The 20,282-nt window shown below is 72.8% G+C and carries 19 protein-coding genes; 15 read left to right on the forward strand and 4 right to left on the reverse strand.

The genetic code is table 11. The features are described from left to right. Nucleotides 1-116 precede the first annotated feature (116 nt). Nucleotides 117-3,443, reverse strand: coding sequence for a right-handed parallel beta-helix repeat-containing protein (locus ABZZ20_RS26950; protein WP_356873863.1), 3,327 nt, complete (start codon nt 3,441-3,443; stop codon nt 117-119). A 375-nt stretch (nt 3,444-3,818) separates the two neighbouring features. Between ABZZ20_RS26950 and ABZZ20_RS26955 the strand changes: the two genes are divergently transcribed. The 5 genes from ABZZ20_RS26955 (at nt 3,819) to ABZZ20_RS26975 (ending at nt 5,659) form a co-directional block, all read left to right on the forward strand. Then, on the forward strand, nt 3,819-4,553 hold the full coding sequence (locus tag ABZZ20_RS26955; protein ID WP_356873865.1) for a carbonic anhydrase: 735 nt from the start codon (nt 3,819-3,821) through the stop codon (nt 4,551-4,553). Between the two features lie 96 nt (nt 4,554-4,649). Continuing rightward, a complete protein-coding gene (locus ABZZ20_RS26960; RefSeq protein ID WP_356873867.1) occupies nt 4,650-4,823 on the forward strand; it encodes a hypothetical protein in 174 nt (57 codons plus the stop codon). Then, nucleotides 4,777-5,310 carry an ATP-binding protein gene (locus tag ABZZ20_RS26965; protein ID WP_356873869.1) on the forward strand — a complete coding sequence of 178 codons (534 nt, stop codon included), beginning with the start codon at nt 4,777-4,779 and terminating at the stop codon, nt 5,308-5,310. Before ABZZ20_RS26960 ends, ABZZ20_RS26965 begins: the two co-directional genes overlap by 47 nt. Continuing rightward, the gene (locus ABZZ20_RS26970; RefSeq protein WP_356873871.1) at nt 5,307-5,501 is read left to right on the forward strand and encodes a hypothetical protein; all 195 of its coding nucleotides are present in this window, start codon (nt 5,307-5,309) and stop codon (nt 5,499-5,501) included. Before ABZZ20_RS26965 ends, ABZZ20_RS26970 begins: the two co-directional genes overlap by 4 nt. Next, complete coding sequence (locus ABZZ20_RS26975) at nt 5,501-5,659, forward strand: DUF6126 family protein (protein WP_356873873.1); 159 nt, start codon at nt 5,501-5,503, stop codon at nt 5,657-5,659. The genes ABZZ20_RS26970 and ABZZ20_RS26975 overlap by 1 nt, the downstream gene beginning before the upstream one ends. 99 nt (nt 5,660-5,758) lie before the next feature. Here ABZZ20_RS26975 and ABZZ20_RS26980 read toward each other — a convergent pair whose 3' ends face one another. Then, nucleotides 5,759-6,793, reverse strand: coding sequence for a DUF6745 domain-containing protein (locus tag ABZZ20_RS26980; protein ID WP_356873899.1), 1,035 nt, complete (start codon nt 6,791-6,793; stop codon nt 5,759-5,761). Between the two features lie 102 nt (nt 6,794-6,895). Then, a complete protein-coding gene (locus tag ABZZ20_RS26985) occupies nt 6,896-7,222 on the reverse strand; it encodes a hypothetical protein (protein WP_356873875.1) in 327 nt (108 codons plus the stop codon). A gap of 190 nt (nt 7,223-7,412) precedes the next feature. Between ABZZ20_RS26985 and ABZZ20_RS26990 the strand changes: the two genes are divergently transcribed. Genes ABZZ20_RS26990 through ABZZ20_RS27010 form a run of 5 tightly spaced genes read left to right on the forward strand, consistent with a single transcriptional unit; the run spans nt 7,413 to nt 12,797 of the window. After that, nucleotides 7,413-8,375 (forward strand): STM4015 family protein, encoded by a 963-nt coding sequence (locus ABZZ20_RS26990; protein WP_356873877.1) that lies wholly within the window; start codon nt 7,413-7,415, stop codon nt 8,373-8,375. 10 nt (nt 8,376-8,385) lie between these two features. After that, on the forward strand, nt 8,386-9,540 hold the full coding sequence (locus ABZZ20_RS26995) for an STM4014 family protein (RefSeq protein WP_356873879.1): 1,155 nt from the start codon (nt 8,386-8,388) through the stop codon (nt 9,538-9,540). 49 nt (nt 9,541-9,589) lie between these two features. Further along, nucleotides 9,590-10,396, forward strand: coding sequence for an STM4013/SEN3800 family hydrolase (locus tag ABZZ20_RS27000; RefSeq protein ID WP_356873901.1), 807 nt, complete (start codon nt 9,590-9,592; stop codon nt 10,394-10,396). Then, a complete protein-coding gene (locus ABZZ20_RS27005; RefSeq protein ID WP_356873881.1) occupies nt 10,393-11,829 on the forward strand; it encodes an STM4012 family radical SAM protein in 1,437 nt (478 codons plus the stop codon). The genes ABZZ20_RS27000 and ABZZ20_RS27005 overlap by 4 nt, the downstream gene beginning before the upstream one ends. 5 nt (nt 11,830-11,834) lie before the next feature. After that, the gene (locus tag ABZZ20_RS27010; RefSeq protein WP_356873883.1) at nt 11,835-12,797 is read left to right on the forward strand and encodes an STM4011 family radical SAM protein; all 963 of its coding nucleotides are present in this window, start codon (nt 11,835-11,837) and stop codon (nt 12,795-12,797) included. Between the two features lie 265 nt (nt 12,798-13,062). On the opposite strand, the gene ABZZ20_RS27015 is transcribed toward ABZZ20_RS27010, so the two are convergent. After that, complete coding sequence (locus tag ABZZ20_RS27015) at nt 13,063-15,735, reverse strand: LuxR C-terminal-related transcriptional regulator (protein ID WP_356873885.1); 2,673 nt, start codon at nt 15,733-15,735, stop codon at nt 13,063-13,065. A 182-nt stretch (nt 15,736-15,917) separates the two neighbouring features. Here ABZZ20_RS27015 and ABZZ20_RS27020 point away from each other — a divergent pair, with 182 nt between their 5' ends. The 5 genes from ABZZ20_RS27020 (at nt 15,918) to ABZZ20_RS27040 (ending at nt 20,193) form a co-directional block, all read left to right on the forward strand. After that, nucleotides 15,918-16,406: an ATP-binding protein gene (locus ABZZ20_RS27020; protein WP_356873887.1), complete on the forward strand. Its 489-nt coding sequence runs from the start codon at nt 15,918-15,920 to the stop codon at nt 16,404-16,406. 482 nt (nt 16,407-16,888) lie between these two features. Then, the gene (locus ABZZ20_RS27025; protein WP_356873903.1) at nt 16,889-17,413 is read left to right on the forward strand and encodes an Lrp/AsnC family transcriptional regulator; all 525 of its coding nucleotides are present in this window, start codon (nt 16,889-16,891) and stop codon (nt 17,411-17,413) included. A 119-nt stretch (nt 17,414-17,532) separates the two neighbouring features. Next, nucleotides 17,533-18,369, forward strand: a complete 837-nt coding sequence (ddaH, locus tag ABZZ20_RS27030; protein ID WP_356873889.1) for a dimethylargininase — start codon at nt 17,533-17,535, stop codon at nt 18,367-18,369. Continuing rightward, a complete protein-coding gene (rocD, locus tag ABZZ20_RS27035; RefSeq protein WP_356873891.1) occupies nt 18,369-19,613 on the forward strand; it encodes an ornithine--oxo-acid transaminase in 1,245 nt (414 codons plus the stop codon). The genes ddaH and rocD overlap by 1 nt, the downstream gene beginning before the upstream one ends. A 418-nt stretch (nt 19,614-20,031) precedes the next feature. Further along, nucleotides 20,032-20,193, forward strand: a complete 162-nt coding sequence (locus tag ABZZ20_RS27040) for a hypothetical protein (protein WP_046495796.1) — start codon at nt 20,032-20,034, stop codon at nt 20,191-20,193. The last annotated feature ends 89 nt before the right edge of the window (nt 20,194-20,282 follow it).

A 20,282-nucleotide genomic window follows, 5' to 3' on the forward strand; every position in this document is an offset into this window, starting at 1 on the left:
GGGACGGGCCGAAGGGGCAGGACCCGAAGGGGACGGGCCGAAGGGGACGGGCCGAGAGCGGGGCGGGGTGCCGGACCGGGCCGGCCCGTACGCAGCCCCGCTCCCCCGCGTCCGGATCAGCGCCTGGCTCCGGCGGCCGGAATGTCCTCCACCAGCAGCAGGCGCAGGTCGTCGACGCCCGGGTCGGCGAGGGCGGCGACCCGACCGGCCTGGCGGGTCATCATCGCCTCGACGGTCTGGCGCGCCAGCCGGGCGTTGCCGAACGAGCGGCCCCGCGGAACGGCGTCGAACAGCGCCAGCAGCGCGCCCTCCGTACCCGGGCCGCACTCGTAGCCGCCGGCCAGTGCGTGGTTGCGGACGATGGTGACCAGTTCCGCCGAGCTGTAGTCCTCGAACTGGACGTGCCGGGTGAAACGGGAGGCGAGACCGGGGTTCGAGGCCAGGAACCGGTCCATCTCCTCGGTGTATCCGGCCGCGATCACCACCACCTCGTCCCGGTGGTCCTCCATCAGCTTCAGCAGGGTCTCCACCGCTTCCCGGCCGAAGTCGGCGCCGCCGCCCGCGGAATCGGGCGTGAGCGCGTAGGCCTCGTCGATGAACAGGACCCCGCCGCGGGCCCGGTCGAAGGCCTCCCGGGTCATCTGCGCGGTGTGGCCGATGTACCGGCCGACGAGGTCGGCCCGGGACACCTCGACTAGCTGGCCCCGGGGCAGGACGCCGAGGGAGGCCAGCAGCTCCCCGTAGAGTCGGGCCGTGGTGGTCTTACCGGTGCCGGGCGGACCGGCGAAGACGAGGTGGTTGCTGATCCGGGACACCGGTAGTCCGGCCTCGGTCCGGCGCCGGGCCGTGGCCAGCAGGTTGACCAGGTCGGTGACCTCCCGTTTCACGGCCGCGAGTCCGACCATCGCCTGGAGCCGGGCGAGCGGCCCGTCCGCGTCCTCGGCGTCGTCCCCTGCGGGTTGCGCGAGATCCACGCCGACGTCCTCGGCGGTGAGCCGGGTCAGGGCCTGCTCGTCCGCGTCGTGCAGTTCGGCGAGGCGGAAGGCCTGCCGGTCGACCATCTCCTCGAAGACCTTGCGCGCGGTGCGGCCGTTGCCGAAGACCGCGTCGCGGGGGATCCGGTCGAAGCACACGACGAGGGCCTCGCGGGCGTCCGGCGCGAGTTCGTAGCTGTGCGCGGTGCACATGCTCTCGACGATGGTCACGAGTTCTTCGGTGGTGTAGTCGCTGAACTCGATGCTGCGGGTGAACCGGGAGGCGAGACCGGGGTTCGAGGACAGGAAGGACTCCATGTCGGGGGCGTAGCCCGCGGCCACGACGACGACGTCGTCGCGGTGGTCCTCCATCAGCTTCACGAGCGTGTCGATGGCCTCCTGGCCGAAGTCGGCGCCCGAACCCTTGCCGTCGGAGAGCAGGGTGTACGCCTCGTCGATGAACAGGACGCCGCCCAACGCCCGGGTGAAGGCCTCGGTCGTCTTGATCGCGGTGCCCCCGATGACCTGGGCCACCAGGTCGGCCCGCGACACCTCCACCAAGTGCCCGGAGCGCAGCACGCCGAGCTGGGCGAGGACGCTGCCGTACAGCCGTGCGACGGTCGTCTTGCCGGTGCCGGGCGGCCCCGCAAAGACCAGGTGGCGGCTCATCGGGGGCAGCGGGAGCCCCAGGCTGGCCCGGCGCTGGGCGAGACGGTTGAGGTTGATGAGGGTCAGTACCTGCTGCTTGACGCCCGACAGGCCGATCAGGGCCTCCAGTTCACCGATCGGCCCCTCCGAGGCGCGACCCGGCACCGGGGCGGGCACGGATCCGGCGGGCAGTCTGCCCTCCACGCCCCGGGCCTCCTCGGGCGAGCCCCAGATGTCCGGAACACCGTTGCCGGAAGTGTCGAGTCCGTCCACGGTCACGCGGTCCCCGGCCACGGTCTGCCGCAGCCCGCTGTCCTTGTTGTCGCGTACGACGCAGGCGCTCAGCGCCACCGGGCCCGCGCCCTCGATCCGGATGCCGTCGCCCTCGTTGGCGGAGGCCTCGCAGGTGGTCAGTGAGGCGCGCCCGCCGGAGGCGACGCGGATGCCGTGGGTGCCGGACTTCTCCACCCGGACCCGGGTCGCGGCGAGTTCGCCGCCGTCCTCGACCTCGATGCCGCCGCCCGTCGCGTTCTCCACGGAGCAGTCGCGGAGGCTGACGGTGCCCTCCGGGCCGACCGAAACGCCGCAGCCGCCGGGCTCACTCAGCACGGTGCCCGCCACCGACAGGGTGCCCCGGTCCGCCACCCGGAGGGCGGCGCCGCCGGGCCGGTCGATGCGGCTGTCCTCCAGACGGCCGCGGCCCCCGGCGAGCACCTCGATCGCGGGCCCCGCGCCACCTGCGGTCCGGGTTCGGCGCAGCAGCGGGGCCGCGCCGGAGGTCACACGGACGGCGGCCTCCCCGGCCTCCTCGATCTCCAAGTCGTCGAACTCCGCGGTGGATTCCTCCTCCAGCAGCACCCCGACGCCCGCACTGCGGTGGACGCGTATCGCGGTGAGGACGGGTGCGCCGGCGCCCGCGACGCGGATGGCGGCGCTCTCCGCGGCGTGGAACGCGCTGTCCTCGACGGTCCCCCGGGCCCGGTCGGTGACCAACAGACCGTGGCCGCGGGTGCGTTCGCTGCGGCAGCGGATCAGCTGGGGTGCGGCTGCGGCGGAGAGGACGAAGCCGTGGCCTGTGGTGCTACCGACGGTGACGTCCTCCAGGAGGGTGCGGCCGGTGGCGGTGACGTAGACGCCGACGACCGCGTCGTGCACCTCGGTACGGAAGACCCGCAGGGCGCTGTCGCCTTCGAGGGCGATGGCGGGCTTCTCGGTGCCCGAGATCCGGCAGTCCTCGACGACGCCCCGGCCTTGGCCGTTGGCGAGGATGCCGTTGCCGCGCGCGTCACGGACGGTGCAGCGGCGTACGGTGGCGCTGCCCTGTTCAGCGATCACGACGGCGGAGGTGCCGAGGTTCTCCATGACGCAGCCTTCGAGGAAACTCTCCTCGGTGGAGGTGGTCACCACGGCGGCGCCGACGGCGTTGGAGATGCGGCAGTTGCGCAGGGCCAGGGAGCCGGTGCCCCGTCCGAGCAAGGCGGTCCAGGCGGCGCCGGTGACGTCGCAGCCGTCCATGGCGATCTGCCCGCGGGGGGCGTCGGCGACGGGGAGTTCAGCGTCGTGGCCGCGCAGGGTGAGGTCGGTGAGTTGTACGGCGTCGGTGAGGAGGGTGAGCGCGGTGCCGTGGCGGGGCGCGATCTGTACCGTTCCGGGGCCGTCCGCGGCAACGAGGGTCACCGAGCTGGTGACGGTGAGGCGTTCCTCGTAGGTGCCGCTGCGGATGCGTAAAACGGCGCCGGGGCGGGCCCTGTGCAGGGCGTCACCGATGGTGCGGAAGGCATCCGGCCGGTCGGGGCCGACGGTGAGTACCTGACGTGACACGGTGATTCCTCCCCGGCCCCTTGCCGGGAGTCGGCAGGAGGGCAGGCCAGTGGATGCGGTTGCTGAGTATGACCGTCATGCCGGGCGTGGGGTTCCACTCGCCGGGCTATCCGCCCGGCCGCGCCCCCCCGCGCGGGGGCCAGCGTAACTGATCTACGCCGGGCGAGGCGGGGCGCACGCGATCCCTGCACCGCTTCCTGATCAAGCATCATGCTCGCTCAGGGCAGCGGTGGCCACGTCCTGCCCGCCCGCCCGTCGGGTCCGCGGGCTGGGCAGGTGTAGTGATCGAACCCATGCCCAAGACTTCCCCAAGGTCGGACCAAGCCTGCAGCGGCATCCCTCGCACCCGCTCGGACGCGCCTAATTTGTCGCTGCATGACAGCTGATGATGAGCAACGCGCACTGCTGGGGCGCCGGCGCTTCGTCCGTACCGCACTGACGGGATCGGTGGTGGTGACCACCGGGCTGGTGTCCGGTAGTGCCGTGACCTCGAACGCGACCCGCGCCGACGGGAGGGGAGCACGGCCCACGACTCCCGAGTCCGCACTACGGGAGCTCGCGGCCGGGAACGCCCGCTGGCGCACGTTCCACGAGCGCAATCCCGACCGCACCCGGGCCGTGCGGCAGACGTTGGTCGCCGGACAGCGCCCCTTCGCCGTGGTCTTGGGCTGCGTCGATTCCCGGGTCCCTCCGGAGCTGGTCTTCGACCAGGGCCTGGGTGACCTGCTGACGGTGCGCTCGGCGGGCTCCGTCCTCGACGAGGCGGTGCTCGCCAGCATCACGTACGGGGTTCTCGAACTGGGCATCCCGCTGATCGTCGTCCTGGGGCATCAGTCGTGCGGGGCCGTGACCGCCGCCGTGCATGCTACCGACGACGGAGAGCATCTACCCGGTCACATGCAGTACCTGGCCGACCAGATCCACCCGGCGATCGACCACAGCCTTCGGGGGACGGCGCGGGTGGACGCGGCCGTCACGGCGAACGTACGGTTGGTGCGCTCCCGCTTGGCCACCGAATCCGACCTCGCCCCCAGGATCACGGCGGGCGGGCTGGCCGTCGTCGGGGCCCGGTACGAACTGACCAGCCAGCAGGTCCACCGCATCCCCTGACCCCCACCCCCGCGACGTGCCCGGCGGCCCCGCACAGGCTAGACTTGCAGAGTTATGCAATTTACAAGTTATTGATTCAGTGGACGGGGTTTCGGTGTGGCCGGGTTCGAAGAAGCAGCGCTGGAACGGGTCCGGGTGGCGCGGGTTCGTCTCCGCACTGCGCAGGAGGCTGACGACGCCTTCGAGGAGGCGCAGGCCGCGGAGGAGCTGGAAGACGCCCAGCGTGTGGCCCACGATCACGGCCTGGCCACCGAAGGGGACGGTCGGTGAACCGGACGGCGTCACCGGCTCGGCCGTGGCCACGGTGATGGCGCGGCATCCCAGCGGGCAGCCGGCACCGCCGCAGGTGCGCAAGCACGCGTGGACGGTTCCGCTGGCACCGGGCTCGGTGCGGGCCGCGCGCGAGCGCACCGAACGCTCCCTCGTCCTGTTCGGCCTGGAGGGCACCTCCTCCCTGACCGGGGCGGTGCTCCTGGTGGTGAGCGAGCTCGTCGCCAACGCCTCCCGCCACGCCCAGCACTCCCCCGACGCCGAGATCACCCTCCACATGACCGATCACCTGCTCGTGGTCGCCGTCGCAGACCTGGACCCGCGCCCCTTCACACTGGCCGACGCCGGCCGGGCCTCCGGGCAGGGGCTGCGCACGGTGGCCGACCTGGCGCGCACGTTCGGCGGCGACGTCCGTATCGAGCCCGCCGCCGGCGGACGCGGCAAGACGGTCGTCGTCCGCTTCATCCTGCCGGAAGGAACGCCGTGACCAGCAGCAACCGAGAGGCCGTCCGGCTGTACGAGATCACCTACCTCGGCACCGGCCCGGAGCCGTACGTCCGTACGGTCGAGGCCGGGAAGGTCGCATCCGCCATCGAGCACGCCGGCGAACACGGCATGCAGCTCCTGGTCCGGCCCTGTACCCACCCGCACGATGCCCCCGGGAAGGAAGACGCGTGATGACGCACGACCCCTCTGCCCAAGAACGGGCTGCCGACCACGAGAAGTGGAAGGAGAAGGGCGTCGCCATGCGCGCCTTCTTCTACGTCTTCGGCACCCACGTGTTCGCGGGGTTCATCTGGCTGCTCTTCTACCTGGGCCAGCACGCCCAGAAATGAGACCAGCACCGGCCGGGGCACCGCGCGGTGCGCCCGTGCGAGGGCCGAGGTCGGGGCTGCCCACCGGCGTCGGGCTCGCCGGGGCCGAGGGCCGCCGCGTCAGGTCTCCCGCAGCGGCGAGTACGCCTCCGCGTCGAGTCCGAAGGTCCAGGCCACCCCCTGCCGCGCGGTCCGCGTGTCCGGCGGTACCCGCAGCCAGTACGTACGGCTCGTGCCGTCCGGCTCCGGCGTGGTGTTGACCACCTCCACCATCACGACGTCCTCGTCGCCCGCCAGCGGCGTCCGCCACAGGACGCCCGTCGCGTCCCGGTGCACGGGTTCGGCACCCGATTCGGTGAGGTAGCGCTCGTAGCCGTAGTGCTCCAGCATCACCCGGCGCAGCTCCGCGTTCTCCTCCTCGCGGATGCGCGCGGGCGTCAATACGTCCAGCCCGGCCAGGAAGTCTGCGGGCACGGGCATCCCCCGCCACGCGTACAGCGCGAAGCCGTCCGGGAACGCGAGGGCGGGCCCATCGCCGCGGTCCAGGCGACCCGCTTCGTCCCGGTGCAGCGCCACCGGGCGCTCGCACACCACGGCCAGCCGCTCGTACGGCCACCACCAGCCCGCCGCGCGGGCCACCGCGGCGAGCCCCTCCAGCGGTGTGCCCCCACCCGTGTCGAACGCGCAGAGCCAGGCCGCGTCGTGCTGGCCCAACACGGCGTCCAGTATCAGCAGCCGGGCTTCCACCTCCTCCGCGGCGTCCTGCGCCAGCTCCTCGACGAGCCCGGTGCGGATGCGGCCGGCCAGCCGCTCGATGTTCTCCCACAGCCGGGCACCCGTCAGGTCCCATCTGCGGCCCCACCCCCGGGGACCCAGCCGCGCGTGCAAGCGGGCCCGCTCGGCCGCCCACGGCGCGCTGCGGACCGTCTCCCGCACGCTCCGGCCCCGCACGGCCGTCCCCCACGGGCCGTCCGGATCGCCCAGCAGGCCCACCGCAGCCCGCGGCGAGTCCGCCCATACGATCCGCTCGGGTTCGGGCAGCCCCGCCGCCCGGTAGGCGAGACGCACGCCCGCCTCCGCCGCCGTACGGTCCGCGGGCCCGACCGCCGCCGCAACCGCCCGCCACCCATCGACCCCGTGACCTGCACCGGTCACGTCCAACACGTCCACCACGTCAGGCCTCTCCGCCCCGCCCGCCTTCTCCGTCCCCACCTTCAGGGCCCCCTCCGTCGCACTCACCGCATCTGCCTGCGTCACTCAGTCCGCCACGATCCGCACCGAGCCCGGTACGTACTCCCGCTGCCGGACCACCCGGTACCAGCCCTTCGGCAGCGGTATCGCGGCGTGCTCCTCGTGCACCACCCGCCCCCCGTCGGGCAGATGCAGCAGCAACGGCGCCAACGGACCCGGCTCCCGCACCAGTCGGCCCGGCCCCAGCACGGCGTGCGCGTGCCCGGTCACCTCGCCCAACGCCAGTACGAGCCGCCCGCGCCCGTCCCGCGGTTCCGAAGGCGCGTCCGCGGCGTACGACGGCACCGCCGGTTCGTCGAGCGGCACGATGAGCACGTCCCCCTGCCGGTACATACGTGTCCCCTTCCCACGCGCCGCCCGGTGCGCCGCGTCCTTCTCGACGTTACGGCGGGGCTCTGACAACGGCCCTCCACCCGCCCTGCCTCGGCCGTTGTCAGCGCCGCTTGCTACAACTTGCAGGCGCATCGGACGCGGCACACCGGGACACAGCACCGGACGAGACAGGCGAGGAACGGCGGGGACCATGAGTTACGCGAGCCATCTGCGGGAGTCGTACGGACTGCCCGTTTTCGACTTCCCCGGATCCGACGACGAGAAGGGCACGGACCGGCTCCCCGAGGCGGACGCCGTCGCATGGCGGGTGTCCTCCGACACCTACGACGCGGACGAGGTCTGGCCCGCGGTGTTCGCCCGGTTCACCGCGGCCGTCGACACCACCCGCGTCCGCGCGATCGTCGTCGGCGCGTGGGAGGACGCCTACGACAAGGGCCCCGAGGAGATCATCGCCGCCCTCCTCGCCGCCCGACCCCAGCTGCCCGCCCTGCGTGCGCTGTTCCTCGGGGACATGGAGTCTGAGGAGTGCGAGATCTCCTGGATCAACCAGGGCGACGTCGGCCCGCTCCTCGACGGGTTCCCCGAACTGGAGGAGTTCGGCGTCCGCGGCGGCAGCGACCTCGTCATCCCTCCCTTCGCGCACCAGCGGCTGCGCTCCCTCACCGTCCAGACCGGCGGCCTGCCCGGCCGGGTCGTCCGCAATGTCGCCGCCTGCGACCTGCCCGCCCTGGAGCACCTCGACCTCTGGTTGGGCACCGCGAACTACGGCGGCAACTGCACGCTGACCGACGTGGAACCCGTCCTGGGCGGCGAACGCCTGCCGAGCCTGCGTCACCTCGGGCTGCGCAACAGCGACATCCAGGACGAGATCGCCACCGCCATCGCCTCCGCGCCCGTCGTCGCCCGGCTGGCGACCCTCGACCTGTCCATGGGCGTCCTCACCGACCAGGGCGGCGCCGCGCTGCTCGGCGGCCAGCCCCTCACCCACCTCGCCGCCCTCGACCTCCACCACAACTACCTCAGCGACCCGCTGAAGCAGCGCTTCCGGGACACCCTGGAGAGCGCCGGCGTGCGGCTGAACCTCGACCGGGGCCACGCCAACGAGGACGCGTGGGACGGCCGCGTCTGGCGCTACGTCGCCGTCGGCGAGTAGCACGGCGGACATGACGGAGCACACGCCCCCGCGCTGGGCGGTCGTCGGCAACCCGGAGAACCGCCGCGTCGCCCTGTTCGCCCGGGCCGTCCGCGACGCCGGGCTGCCCGCGCCCCGCATCGTGCCCTGGACCTCCGTCCTACGCGAGGGCGGTGGCGCGTTCGCCCCCGACGAGCTCGTACGCCTCGACTCGCCGGGGGAGAACGCCGAGGTGGACCGGGCCCTGCGCGGTCTGGACGACCCCACCCGGGTGGAGGGCGGCGCCCGCTGGTACGCGCGGTTCACAGCAGCCGTACGGAGCCTGACCGGCGGCGTACGCCTCGACGACCCCGACGAGCTGGCCGTCCTCTTCGACAAGCGGAACTGCCACCGCGCTCTGGAGGCCGCCGGGGTACCCGTACCCCGGTCCCCGACCTCCGGCGGCGGCACGCCGGTGCGCGGCTGGGACGACGTACGCACCCTCATGGACGCGCACGGCATGCCCCGCGTGTTCGTGAAACTCGCCCACGGCTCCTCCGCATCGGGCATCGTCGCCGTCGAGAGGGCCGGCCGGGGCCGCATCCGGGCCACCACCTCGGTCGAAACGGCCGAGGACGGACATCTGCACAACTCCCTGCGCGTGCGCCGCCTCACCAGCGAACGGGAGACCGCAGCGCTGGTCGACGCACTCGCCCCCGACGGGCTGCACGTCGAACGCTGGTGGCCAAAGGCCTCCCTGGACGGCCGCGCGGCCGACCTGCGCATCGTCGTCGTGGCCGGCCGGGCCACCCACGCCGTGGTCCGCACCAGCCGCTCGCCCATGACCAACCTCCACCTCGGCGGGAGCCGCGGCGACCTGTCCGCCGTGGTCGAGGCCGCAGGCCCCCACTGGGCCGACGCCCTGGACGTCTGCCAACGGGCCGCGGCCTGCTTCCCCGGCACCCTGTGCGTCGGCGTCGACCTGCTTCCCGCCGTCGGCTGGCGGCGGTTCGCCGTCGCGGAGGTCAACGCCTTCGGCGACCTGCTCCCCGGCCTGACCGGCCTGCCGGGCAGCGGAGCCGAGGGCCTCGACACGTACGCCGCCCAAGTCGCCGCCGCACCGCCGTACGCACGGCACCGCGCACGCCAGCACCAGCACCAGCACCAGCACCAGCACCCGAGGAACCACCACAGTGCACCAGCCTGAGCCCGGCCCGTTCCCGGGCACGACCGAGCGGGACATGAACGAGGTCGACATGAACGAGGTCGTCGGCCGCGACGACCTGCTCCTGCTCACCCTGGACACTCTCCGCTACGACATCGCCACCGAACTGGCCACAGCCGGACGCATCCCGCACCTGGCCCGCCACCTGCCCGGCGGCGCCTGGGAGGAGCGGCACGCCCCGGGCAGCTTCACCTACGCTTCCCACCAGGCGATGTTCGCCGGATTCCTACCCACCCCGGCCGCGCCGGGACCACACCCGAGGCTGTTCGCCGCGCGGTTCGCCGGCAGTGAGACCACCGCCGGACGCACGTACGTCTTCGACACCCCCGACCTGGTCTCCGGCCTGGCCGCAGCCGGGTACCGCACCGTGTGCGTGGGCGGCGTCGGCTTCTTCAACAAGCAGGGCGCGCTGGGCGACGTACTCCCCGGGATGTTCCAGGAGAGCCACTGGGAGCCGGAGTTCGGCGTGGCGTCCCCCACCTCCTTCGAGGCGCAGGTCGAGCGGGCCGAGCAGATCGTCGGCTCCCTCCCCGCGGAGCAGCGGCTGTTCCTCTTCCTCAACGCGTCCGCTCTGCACCAGCCCAACTGGTTCCACCTGCCCGGCGCCAGCCGGGAGGCGGGGGACAGCCGCGCCACCCACGCCGCCGCCCTGGAGTACATCGACCGCCACATCGGCCGGCTCTTCGCCGCGATGAGCTCCCGCCGCCGCTGCTTCGCCATCGTCTGCTCCGACCACGGCACGACCTACGGCGACGACGGCTACACCGGCCACCGCCTCGCCCACGAGGCCGTGTGGACCGTGCCGTACGCCCACTTCTTCCTGGAGCCGTCCGCATGACCGCCGCCACCTTTGCCACCAGCACCGGGACCGCGACCGGCGCGACCGCGGTGCCCACCGCTGCCACCGCCACCCCCACCGAGGCGGTCACCGGTCCCCGCGTCCGTCCCTACCAGAGCTACGTCTACGCCTACCCCCACAAGACCTCGTACCGCCCACTGGCCGACCGGCCCGCCCTGCGCGACCTCTGGCACGGCGAGGACAAGAGCGCTCTCTCCCTCTACCTCCACATACCGTTCTGCGAGGTCCGCTGCGGCTTCTGCAACCTCTTCACCCGCATCGGCGCGCCCGACGGCCTCACCGGCCGCTACCTCGACGCACTCGACCGCCAGGCCGTTGCCGTCCGCGAGGCCCTCGACGGCGCCGGCGCCGGCGACAGCCCGGTCAGGTTCGCCAACGCCGCTTTCGGCGGCGGCACACCGACCTTCCTCACCGCCGACGAGCTGACCCGGCTCTGCGACATCGCCGAGCGGCGCATGGGCGCGGACCTGCGCGCCGTCCCCCTTTCCGTCGAGGCCTCGCCCGCCACCGCGACCGCCGACCGGCTGGCCGTCCTCGCCGAGCGCGGCGCCACCCGCCTCAGCATCGGCGTCCAAAGCTTCGTCGATGCGGAGGCACGGGCCGCCGTGCGCCCCCAGCGCCGTGCCGACGTCGAGGCCGCGCTCGGCCGGATCCGCGAGGCGCGCATCCCGGTCCTCAACATCGACCTCATCTACGGTATCGACGGCCAGACCCCCGCCACCTGGAGCACCTCCCTGGACGCCGCCCTCGCCTGGGCTCCCGAGGAGCTGTACCTCTACCCGCTGTACGTCCGTCCGCTGACCGGCCTCGCCCGGCGGACCGCGCACACCGACACCGAGTGGGACCAGCAGCGCCTGAACCTCTACCGCCAGGGCCGCGACCACCTCCTCGACCACGGCTACGAACAGGTGTCGATGCGCATGTTCCGCCGGGCCGGCACCGCCCCTCAGGGACCCGACGACCACGCCTGCCAGACGGACGGCATGATCGGCCTCGGCTGCGGCGCCCGCTCCTACACCTCCGCCCTCCACTACTCCTTCGACTACGCCGTCGACATGGGCGAGATCCGGGCCATCATCGACGACTACACGGCCACCGACGACTTCGGCCACGCCGCGCACGGCAGGTACGTCGACGGCCGCGAGGCGCGCCGCCGCCACCTGCTCCAGTGCCTCCTCCAGGCCCACGGCATGCCGCTCGCCGACTACCGCGAGCGCTTCGGCACCGACCCGCACGAGGACTTCCCCACCGAACTCGCCGCCTTCGCCGCCCGCGGCTGGCTCGAAGAAGCCTGGACGGAGAGCGGGGAACTGCGCCTGACCCCGGAGGGACTCGCCCACTCCGACGCCCTCGGCCCGGCGCTCTTCTCACCCGCCGTACGCGCCGCCATGGCCGCCTACGATCCGAAGTAGCCGCCGTGGACCTGACGATCCTGTACCGCGGTCCGCTCGCCTCCTGCGACTACGACTGCCCGTACTGCCCCTTCGCGAAGCGCCGCGACACCCCCGCCCAGCTGCGCGCCGACCGCGCGGCCCTCGACCGCTTCACCGCGTGGGCGGCGGCTCAGCAGGGCGACCGGCTCTCGATCCTCTTCACCCCCTGGGGCGAGGGTCTGGTCCGCTCCTGGTACCGCCGCGCCCTCGTGGACCTCTCGCACCAACCGCACATCGAACGCGTCGTCATCCAGACGAACCTCAGCTGCCGAACCGACTGGCTCGCCCAGGCCGACGCGGCCTCCGTGGCCCTGTGGTGCACGTACCACCCCGGCCAGACGCCCTACGCACGCTTCCTGTCGAAGGTCGAGGACCTGGTCGCCCGGGGCATCCGCCACAGCGTCGGCATCGTCGGCCTGCCCGAGAACCTGCCCCACGCGCGCCGGCTGCGCGCGGACCTGCCCGACCACGTCTACCTCTGGGCCAACGCCGCCGAGGGCCACACGTACACCGATGCCGAGGCGGACGACTGGACCGCCCTGGACCCGCTCTTCCCGTACAGCCGCCATCCCCACCGCTCGGCCGGACTGCCGTGCCGCACGGGAGAGTCGGTCATCTCGGTGGACGGCGAGGGCACGGTCCGCCGCTGCCACTTCGTCCGCACCGAGCTCGGCAACCTCTACGACGGCACCTACCGCGCCGCCCTGGTCCCCCGCCGCTGCCCCCTGGCCGTCTGCGACTGCCACATCGGCTACGTCCACCTGGAGACCCTCCCCCTCTACGACGCTTTCGCGGGCGGCGTCCTCGAACGCATCCCCGCGCCGCCGGCACGCCAACTCCCTCGGCGACCTCGTGGCCTTCCTGCTGTACGCCTCCTACCTGGTGCTGCCCCTGTCGTCGGTGTTCCGCGCGGTCGGCCTGATCCAGCGCGGGACGGGGGGAGTTGACGTCGAGCCAGGCGGCGGTGGACTCGCGTACGCCGACCTCGATCCGGCCGGCCGCACTCTGCAGGGCTGAAGGCCGGCAGACGCGCAAGCCGGCCGGCCTGGTCCGGGCCGGCCGGCTTGCGCGTCTGCAGGGGCCGTAGGGGTGAGGGACGGCCCGTTGCGGCGCCGCATGTGGGGGGTTGGGGGCTGCGGCGCCGCCCGACGTGATGATGTCGTGATCACGCGCTCTCGGCCTATCCGGAGGCGTGGATTCACGGATACGCAATCAATGCGGCGCCGCCAGGTCGAGGGCCTGGGCGAGCTGCTGGCGGGAGTGCACGCCGGTCTTCTGGAGGGCCCGGGCGACGTGCTGTTCCACGGTGCGCGGGGAGAGGTGCAGCGTGGCGGCGATCTCCCGATTGGACATGCCGTGGGCGGCGAGTTCCGCGACCTCCGCCTCGCGCGGCGAGAGCAGGTCGCCGTACCCGGGGCGGCCGGGGGCGCGGCGAGGCTCCGCGGTCTGGTGACGGCGCAGGTCGGCGCGGGTGCGTGCGGCGTCCCAGGTCGCGCCGAGCGCGTCGAAGGCCGCGGCGCGGTGGGCGAGCGCGGCGACGACGGGTCCGCTGTCGTCGCCCGTGGCGAGGGCACAGCGGGCGGCAGCTGCCGCGGTGAGGGCCTCGTGGTACGGCCGGGGTAGCGCACTGTAGGCAGCGGCGCTTCTTTCGTAGTACGCGACGGCCTCGGCGGTCTGCCCCGTGTGTTCGGCGAGGACGCCGCGGGTCCATGCGAGGGCGGCCTCGGCCGATGGTGCGTCGCGGCCCTCCAACCCGGTCGCGAACTCGTCGACCATGGCGCGGGCGGTGAGCTCGTCTCCAGCCCGCAGGGTCGCTTCCAGCGCCCAGGGGGCGAGTTCGGCGGCCCAGGCCCAGATTCCCTTGTTCCGCAGCCGTTTCCACGCGGCGGCGGCCTCGGTGGCCGCTGCGGCTGTGTCGCCGTGAGCGAGGGCGAGCCTGATGAGGGCGCCTGAAGCGGTGGCCGAGATCGGTACGGGGCCGGTGTCGAGGTCGGCGGCCCCGGGGCCGGTCAGGCAGTCCACGGCGTCGGCCCACTCACCACGGGAGAGAGCGAGCAGGCCGAGGACCATCCGGGCGTCGGAGACCAGGTAGGGCATGGTTTCGGCCTCGGCGACGAAGGCGCGTCCGCGGTCGGCGAGTCCGGCCCAGTGGCCGGTCGCCCAGTCGAGTACGAGGGTGCAGCCCCGGCCGGTCTGCTCGGCGTAGGCGGCGCCGCTGCTCGCGGCCAGGGCGACGCCCTCGGCGAGCAGAGCGCGCGAGGTGTCGTAGTGGCCGAGCCACACCGCCGCGTCCGCCGCGTTGCACAGGCCGCGTGCGGTCTGCTGCCGGCAGCCGATGAGCTCGCTGTCACGGGGCAGGCGTGCGATGAGTTGCCAGGCCGCCGGGTCCCCGGTGTTGAGCAGTACGCTCACCCGGTTCGCGGCGACGGCGGCCTGGACCACGGGGTCGCCCGACTCGTCCGCGACGGCCACGGCACGTTCGATCCAGGTGACGTTCTCGGCGAACGACGCGTCCGGACCGTACGGCATCGCGAGCGCCGACATCGCCCGCGCCAAGGGAACCGGCCGGCCGGCCAGGTCTCCCACCGCGCGGGCGAGTTCGGCCCGCCCCTCGATGACCTGGCCCAGCTGGTTGCACTGCAGGAGCCCGAGGTCCAGGCGGATCTCGCCCCGCACGTCGGGTGGCAGGCCGGGATCGGCCACGATGTGCCGGAGCACCTCCACCGTCTGGTCGGAGCGCAGACCCACCACGGCGCAGTGGGCCAGCAGCATGGTGAGCCGGGCACGGGCCTGCTCGGGGACCGGACCGGTCGCCAGTGCCGATTCCAACAGGACCACGGCACGCTGCTGTTCCCCGGTGCCCTCGAACTGTCGGGCGGCGCGCTCGACGGCGTGCAGCCAACCCCGCTCGTCGCCGCAACCGCGTCGGTGGCCGGCCACGCGCTCCCACGGCACGGGCTGACGCCCGGCGAGCAGCTGCCCGGCCCGGCGGTGCAGCGCCTCGCGGACGGGACCGGTCACCGAGCGGCGGACGGCAGCGGCGGCGAGGGGCGAGGCGAAGCCGTACCGGCCGTCGCCGCGTTCTTCGAGGGCGGCGGCACGCAGGGCGGCGAGAAGGGCGGCGTGTCCGGCGTGCCGGGCCAGGCCGGCCACGGCGGCGAGGTCGCGGGATGTGGCGGACTCGTCGAGCACGGCGGCGGCGTAGACGATCTGCCGGTGTTCTGCGGGTACGGCGGCGGTGCGTCGCAGGGTCAGGGCGGCGAGCCGGGGCGGGGTGTCGAGCAGGCCGGGGCCGGGAGCGAGCGGGCCGGTGGCGGGGGTGTCCGCGGCCAGCCGGTCGAGCAGGTCGACGACGGTCTGGGCGATACCGCCGGAGGCATGGTGGAGCGCGTCGACCAGGGCGGGCGTACAGCGGTCCGCGCCGAGTGCGTCGCAGGCCATCCGGCGGACGTCCGTGACATCGAGCGGGCCGAGGGCGTGTCGTACGACCATGAGGGCGGCCGGGAACTCGGTTTCCGGTCCGAGAACCAGTCCCGGCTCGGCGAGCTCCTCGGGGCGGTAGCTCAGGACGCACACGAAGCGCGCGGGCGGCTCGGCGAGGAGGGCGCGCAGGTCGGTCGTCTGGGAGCCCGCTGCGCGGTGCACGTCCTCGACGACGAGCAGAACGGGTCGGCGGTCGGGCAGCGGACCGTCGAGGGCCGACCGGTGGACCGCGCCGGGCAGGGCCGCCTTGAGCCGCTCCAGCAGGCGGCTCTTGCCGGTTCCTGCAGCGCCCTCGACCAGCAGCAGTACGGGCCGACCGGGCCCGTCCGTGTCGAGGGCGGAGGCGAGCAGCCTGCACAGCGCGGCCTCGGACTCCAGCGCTGTTCCGGCGGTTCCCGACACGGTTCGTCACCCCGTTCTCGCACACATCACCTGTTGTTTGCGTATCCGTACTCACTCTGCCCGGATTGCCGGGCGCCGCGGGCGACGGCCACCCTGGAGACCGTAAGGCCTCGTGGTCCGTCGGGTCGACGGGTCGACGGGGCCCGCTGCCGATGCGGTCGGCTGCCAGGCAGGAGTTCGGCGTGAGGATCGTGACGTGCCCGAGCCCCGAAGGGGAGCTCCTCGGTGTGGAGGAACCGCCGGGAGCCGAGCACTTCCGCGAGGGGGTGACTCCTCGTACCAGGCGCGTCCTGGCCGTGGCGTCCCTTCCCGCGGCTCCGCGCGCCGTACCCCGCCTGCGTCGGCTGGCGCGGGCGGTGGCGCGTCGTCGTCAGCTGTCCGCAGGGGCGGAAGAGGCACTCACCATGATCGTCAGCGAACTGGTGACCAACGTGGTGCTGCACAGCGGCAGCCCCGACCTGGCAGTGATGTTCGAAGCCGACGACGCCTCGCTGACCGTCGTGGTACGCGACCGTGGCCGATGGCGGGACCGTCCTTCACCTCGCTGTGAGCCGGCCGACATGGATGCCGGTTTCGGCCGCGGACTCGCCCTGGTCGACGCGTATTCCGTGGACGGCTCGGTTTGCGCTTCCGCCGAGGGCACGCTGGTGCGAGCGGTGATCGCCCTGTGACGTCGAGCGGGGTCGGCCGCTGGGCATCCGGGCGGCGTACCAGGAAAGCGGCGCGTGGCGATCGGTGAGGGTGGCGCGGGGTGCCCGTGGCCGGGTCCTTCGTGCCCACCGCGGCCATGGTCCGGAGTGACGAGTGACTCCGTGATGGCCGCCTCCGCGGGGCACGAGGCAGCGGGCTGCTGATCGGTGTGGGGGCGGCGCGTTTTCGCGGCGCCGCAGCCGGTCGATGCCCTCGCCACGGGCGTGTCCGGCGCACCTCGGGCCTCGACCCATCTGAGCGGGCTCGCGGGGATCGCCATCGGCGCGGCGGTCCCGCGCCCGCGGCGGCCAAGCGGGCCGGCGGCTCGGCGGCTCGGCGGCTCGGCCGCCCACTGCTCCGGCCACGGCTCCGGTGCGGGCTTGCTCCGGCAAGATGGGGGCAGACGGCCCCTGCCCGGGGCAGCACGAGCAGAAGGTCGCCCGCCATGACCGCCAGGACAGCCATGACCGCCAAGTCGACGCCGTTCGACGAGCTCGACCGAAAGATCGTCGCGGCCCTGATCGAGAACGCCCGGGCGAGTTTCGCCGAGATCGGCGCGGCCATCGGCCTGTCGGCCACCGCCGTCAAACGCCGGGTGGACCGGCTGCGCAAGGCCGATGTGATCACCGGGTTCAGGGCGACCGTCCGGCCGGCCGCGCTCGGCTGGCGCACGGAGGCGTACATCGAGGTGTACTGCGACAGCGCGGCACCGCCCCGGCGCCTCGCTGAGGTTGCGCGCAGGTATCCCGAGATCGCGGCGGCCATGACGGTGACCGGGGCTGCCGACGCGCTGTTGCACGTCAGGGCCACCGACGTGGGGCACTTCGAGGAAGTACTGGAACGGATCCGCAGCGAACCCTTCGTCCGCAAGACGATCAGTTACATGGTGCTCTCCCACCTGCTGCCCGAGAGCCCGGAGGCCGGTGCCAGCGAGCGAGCGCCCGACACCGCGCAAGGCGCGGGCAGTGACGCAGCAAACATGCTCTGACCCGCTGATCCACGCAGCATTCCTGCGCACACGCGCAGCTCTTCGTTCTTGTCGCCCGTATCGGCCGCTTTCTACGGTGGGAGCACCCCCAGCAGTCACCGCAGGAAGAGGAATCCTCTGTGTCCGTAGGACGTGCCCCGCTCGGCCCCAGCCCGAGCCGCAGGCGCTATCTGATGTGCGAGCCCCGCTACTTCGAGGTGCGCTACGCCATCAACCCGTGGATGAACGCCGACGTGCCGGTGGACCTTAACCGTGCCCGTGACCAGTGGCGGACGCTGGTCCGGGCGTACCGCGACCACGGCCACACGGTCGAGACGGTTGCTCCCGTGGAGGGCCTGCCCGACATGGTCTTCGCGGCCAATGCGGCTCTCGTCCTGGACGGCCAGGTCCTCGGCTCGTCCTTCCACGCGCCCGAGCGGCGGCCGGAGTCGGAGGCTTACGGGACGTGGTTCAAGGAGACCGGTTACCACGTCCACCCCGCCGAGTCGATCTGTGAGGGCGAGGGCGACCTCGTCCCGGTCGGCCGGTTCGTGCTGGCGGGCACCGGCTTCCGTACGCACAGGGCCGCCCACCGCGAGGTGCAGGAGCTCTTCGGCAGGCCGGTGATCAGCCTCGACCTGGTGGATCCCCGCTTCTACCACCTGGACACCGCGCTGTTCTTCCTCGGCGGCGGGACGGGCGAAGGGAACATCGCGTACTACCCGGCGGCGTTCTCCCCGGGCAGCCGTGAGGTCCTCCGGACGCTCTACCCCCGCGCGGTGATCGCCACTGAGGAGGACGCCCTGGCGTTCGGCCTCAACTCTGTGTCCGACGGCCGCAACGTCTTCGTCGCCCCGCAGGCCCACGGCCTCATCGACCAGCTCGCCGGCCGTGGATACGTTCCCGTCCCCGTCGACCTCTCGGAATTCCGCAAGGCCGGTGGAGGAATCAAGTGCTGCACCCAGGAGATCCGCTGATGACCAGCCCCACCACCACCGTTCCCACGTCCCGGCCCTCCGAGAGGCGTTCGTCAGCGCAGCTGATCCGTGCCGAGGCCCCGGTGCTCGCGCACAACTACCACCCGCTGCCCGTGGTGGTCGCCCGTGCGGAGGGCACCTGGGTCGAGGACGTCGAGGGCCGCCGCTACCTCGACATGCTGGCCGGTTACTCGGCCCTCAACTTCGGACACCGCCACCCCGCCCTCGTCGAAGCCGCGCGCCGTCAGCTCGACGAGGTCACCCTCACCTCGCGCGCCTTCCACAACGACCGGCTGGCCGGCTTCGCCGAGCGTCTGGCCGAGCTGACCGGGCTCGACATGGTGCTGCCGATGAACACCGGTGCCGAGGCCGTGGAGAGCGCCGTCAAGGTGGCCCGCAAGTGGGCGTACGAGGTCAAGGGGGTCGCGCCCGATCGGGCGACGATCATCGTCGCGGACGGCAACTTCCACGGCCGCACCACGACGATCGTGAGCTTCTCCACGGACGAGACGGCCCGCGCCGGTTTCGGGCCGTTCACTCCCGGCTTCCGTGTCGTCCCGTACAACGACCTCGCCGCGCTGGAAGCGGCTGTGGACGAGACGACGGCGGCCGTACTGATCGAGCCCATCCAGGGCGAGGCCGGCGTCGTCATCCCCGACGAGGGCTACCTCACCGGTGTTCGCGACCTGACCCGGCGCGCGGGCTGTCTCTTCATCGCCGACGAGATCCAGTCGGGCCTCGGACGTACGGGCCGGACGCTGGCCGTCGAGCACGAATGGGTGGTGCCGGACGTCCTGCTCCTCGGCAAGGCTCTGGGCGGCGGCATCGTCCCGGTCTCCGCCGTGGTCGCCCGCGCCGACGTGCTGCGCGTACTGCGGCCCGGTGAGCACGGCTCGACGTTCGGGGGCAACCCGCTGTCGGCCGCGGTCGGTTCGGCGGTCCTCGACCTGCTGGCCACCGGCGCGTTCCAGCGGCGGGCCGCAGAGCTGGGCGCCGTACTCGACAAGGGCCTGGCCGCGCTCACCGGCGCGGGTGTCACGGCCTACCGGGCCCGCGGGCTCTGGGCGGGCGTGGACATCGACCCCTCGATCGGCACGGGCCGGGAGATCAGCGAACGCCTCCTCAGCGAAGGCGTGCTGGTCAAGGACACCCATGGGTCCACGATCCGGCTGGCGCCGCCGCTGACCATCACGGAGGAGGAACTCCAGACCGCACTCGCGGCCCTGCGGAAGGTTCTGGTGTAGCGGTCCGGCGCGGGACGAGCGACCCGTTGCGTGCGTCCCGGGCCACCGCCCGCACAGGTCGTCGCCCGTCGAGCACCGCTGCCGACCGCACGGCCCTCGTGTGGCACCGTCAGGGGACATGTGTGGTCTCCAGTGCCTTCGAGAGCCGGCCAAGGGCGCGCAGTGTCTTCTCGTCGACGCCGTCGGGCACCTGGTGCTCCGGGTCCGGCTCGTGATGGGTGTGCATGGTGGTCTTCTGCCCAGAACACACCTCGTCGAGCGGCCGATTGAGCCGGCCGGCCTAAGGCCGTTCCGCCTACGTCTGCTACCGCGAAAGCGAACGGATTCTCCTGCCCAGCCACCGGGATGAGAAACAAAGAGGAATCGAATGCATTTCCACGGCGGGGTCGGGCAAGCGGTGCTTCGGAGGTTGATAACTATGGTTCCCCTGCTTCTCGTTCTTCTGCTGGCCCTGATCCTCTTCGGCGCGGGTTTCGCGGTGAAGGTTCTCTGGTGGGTGGCCATCGCAGTCCTGGTCCTGTGGCTGATAGGTTTCGTCGCCCGCCCCAAGGGCGGTAGCGGCCGCTGGTACCGCTGGTAGCCCGGTCGACCACAGCGCAGTTCGGACAGCGCATGGCGGTGGCCTGCCGCCCCCTTACGAAGGGGGCGGCTGCTCCTCGACTCCACCAC

Source organism: Streptomyces sp. NPDC006430 (assembly GCF_040612395.1).
Classification (GTDB): Bacteria; Actinomycetota; Actinomycetes; order Streptomycetales; family Streptomycetaceae; genus Streptomyces.

Excerpts from the sequence above, each read along its gene's own strand:
- ABZZ20_RS27040 (WP_046495796.1), top strand. The coding sequence starts at position 20,032 with ATGGTTCCCCTGCTTCTCGTTCTTCTGCTGGCCCTGATCCTCTTCGGC.
- ABZZ20_RS27000 (WP_356873901.1), top strand. The coding sequence starts at position 9,590 with ATGAACGAGGTCGTCGGCCGCGACGACCTGCTCCTGCTCACCCTGGAC.
- ABZZ20_RS26975 (WP_356873873.1), top strand. The coding sequence starts at position 5,501 with ATGACGCACGACCCCTCTGCCCAAGAACGGGCTGCCGACCACGAGAAG.
- ABZZ20_RS26985 (WP_356873875.1), bottom strand. The coding sequence starts at position 7,222 with ATGTACCGGCAGGGGGACGTGCTCATCGTGCCGCTCGACGAACCGGCG.
- ABZZ20_RS27025 (WP_356873903.1), top strand. The coding sequence starts at position 16,889 with ATGACCGCCAAGTCGACGCCGTTCGACGAGCTCGACCGAAAGATCGTC.
- ABZZ20_RS26995 (WP_356873879.1), top strand. The coding sequence starts at position 8,386 with ATGACGGAGCACACGCCCCCGCGCTGGGCGGTCGTCGGCAACCCGGAG.
- ABZZ20_RS26990 (WP_356873877.1), top strand. The coding sequence starts at position 7,413 with ATGAGTTACGCGAGCCATCTGCGGGAGTCGTACGGACTGCCCGTTTTC.
- ABZZ20_RS27005 (WP_356873881.1), top strand. The coding sequence starts at position 10,393 with ATGACCGCCGCCACCTTTGCCACCAGCACCGGGACCGCGACCGGCGCG.
- ABZZ20_RS26955 (WP_356873865.1), top strand. The coding sequence starts at position 3,819 with ATGACAGCTGATGATGAGCAACGCGCACTGCTGGGGCGCCGGCGCTTC.
- rocD (WP_356873891.1), top strand. The coding sequence starts at position 18,369 with ATGACCAGCCCCACCACCACCGTTCCCACGTCCCGGCCCTCCGAGAGG.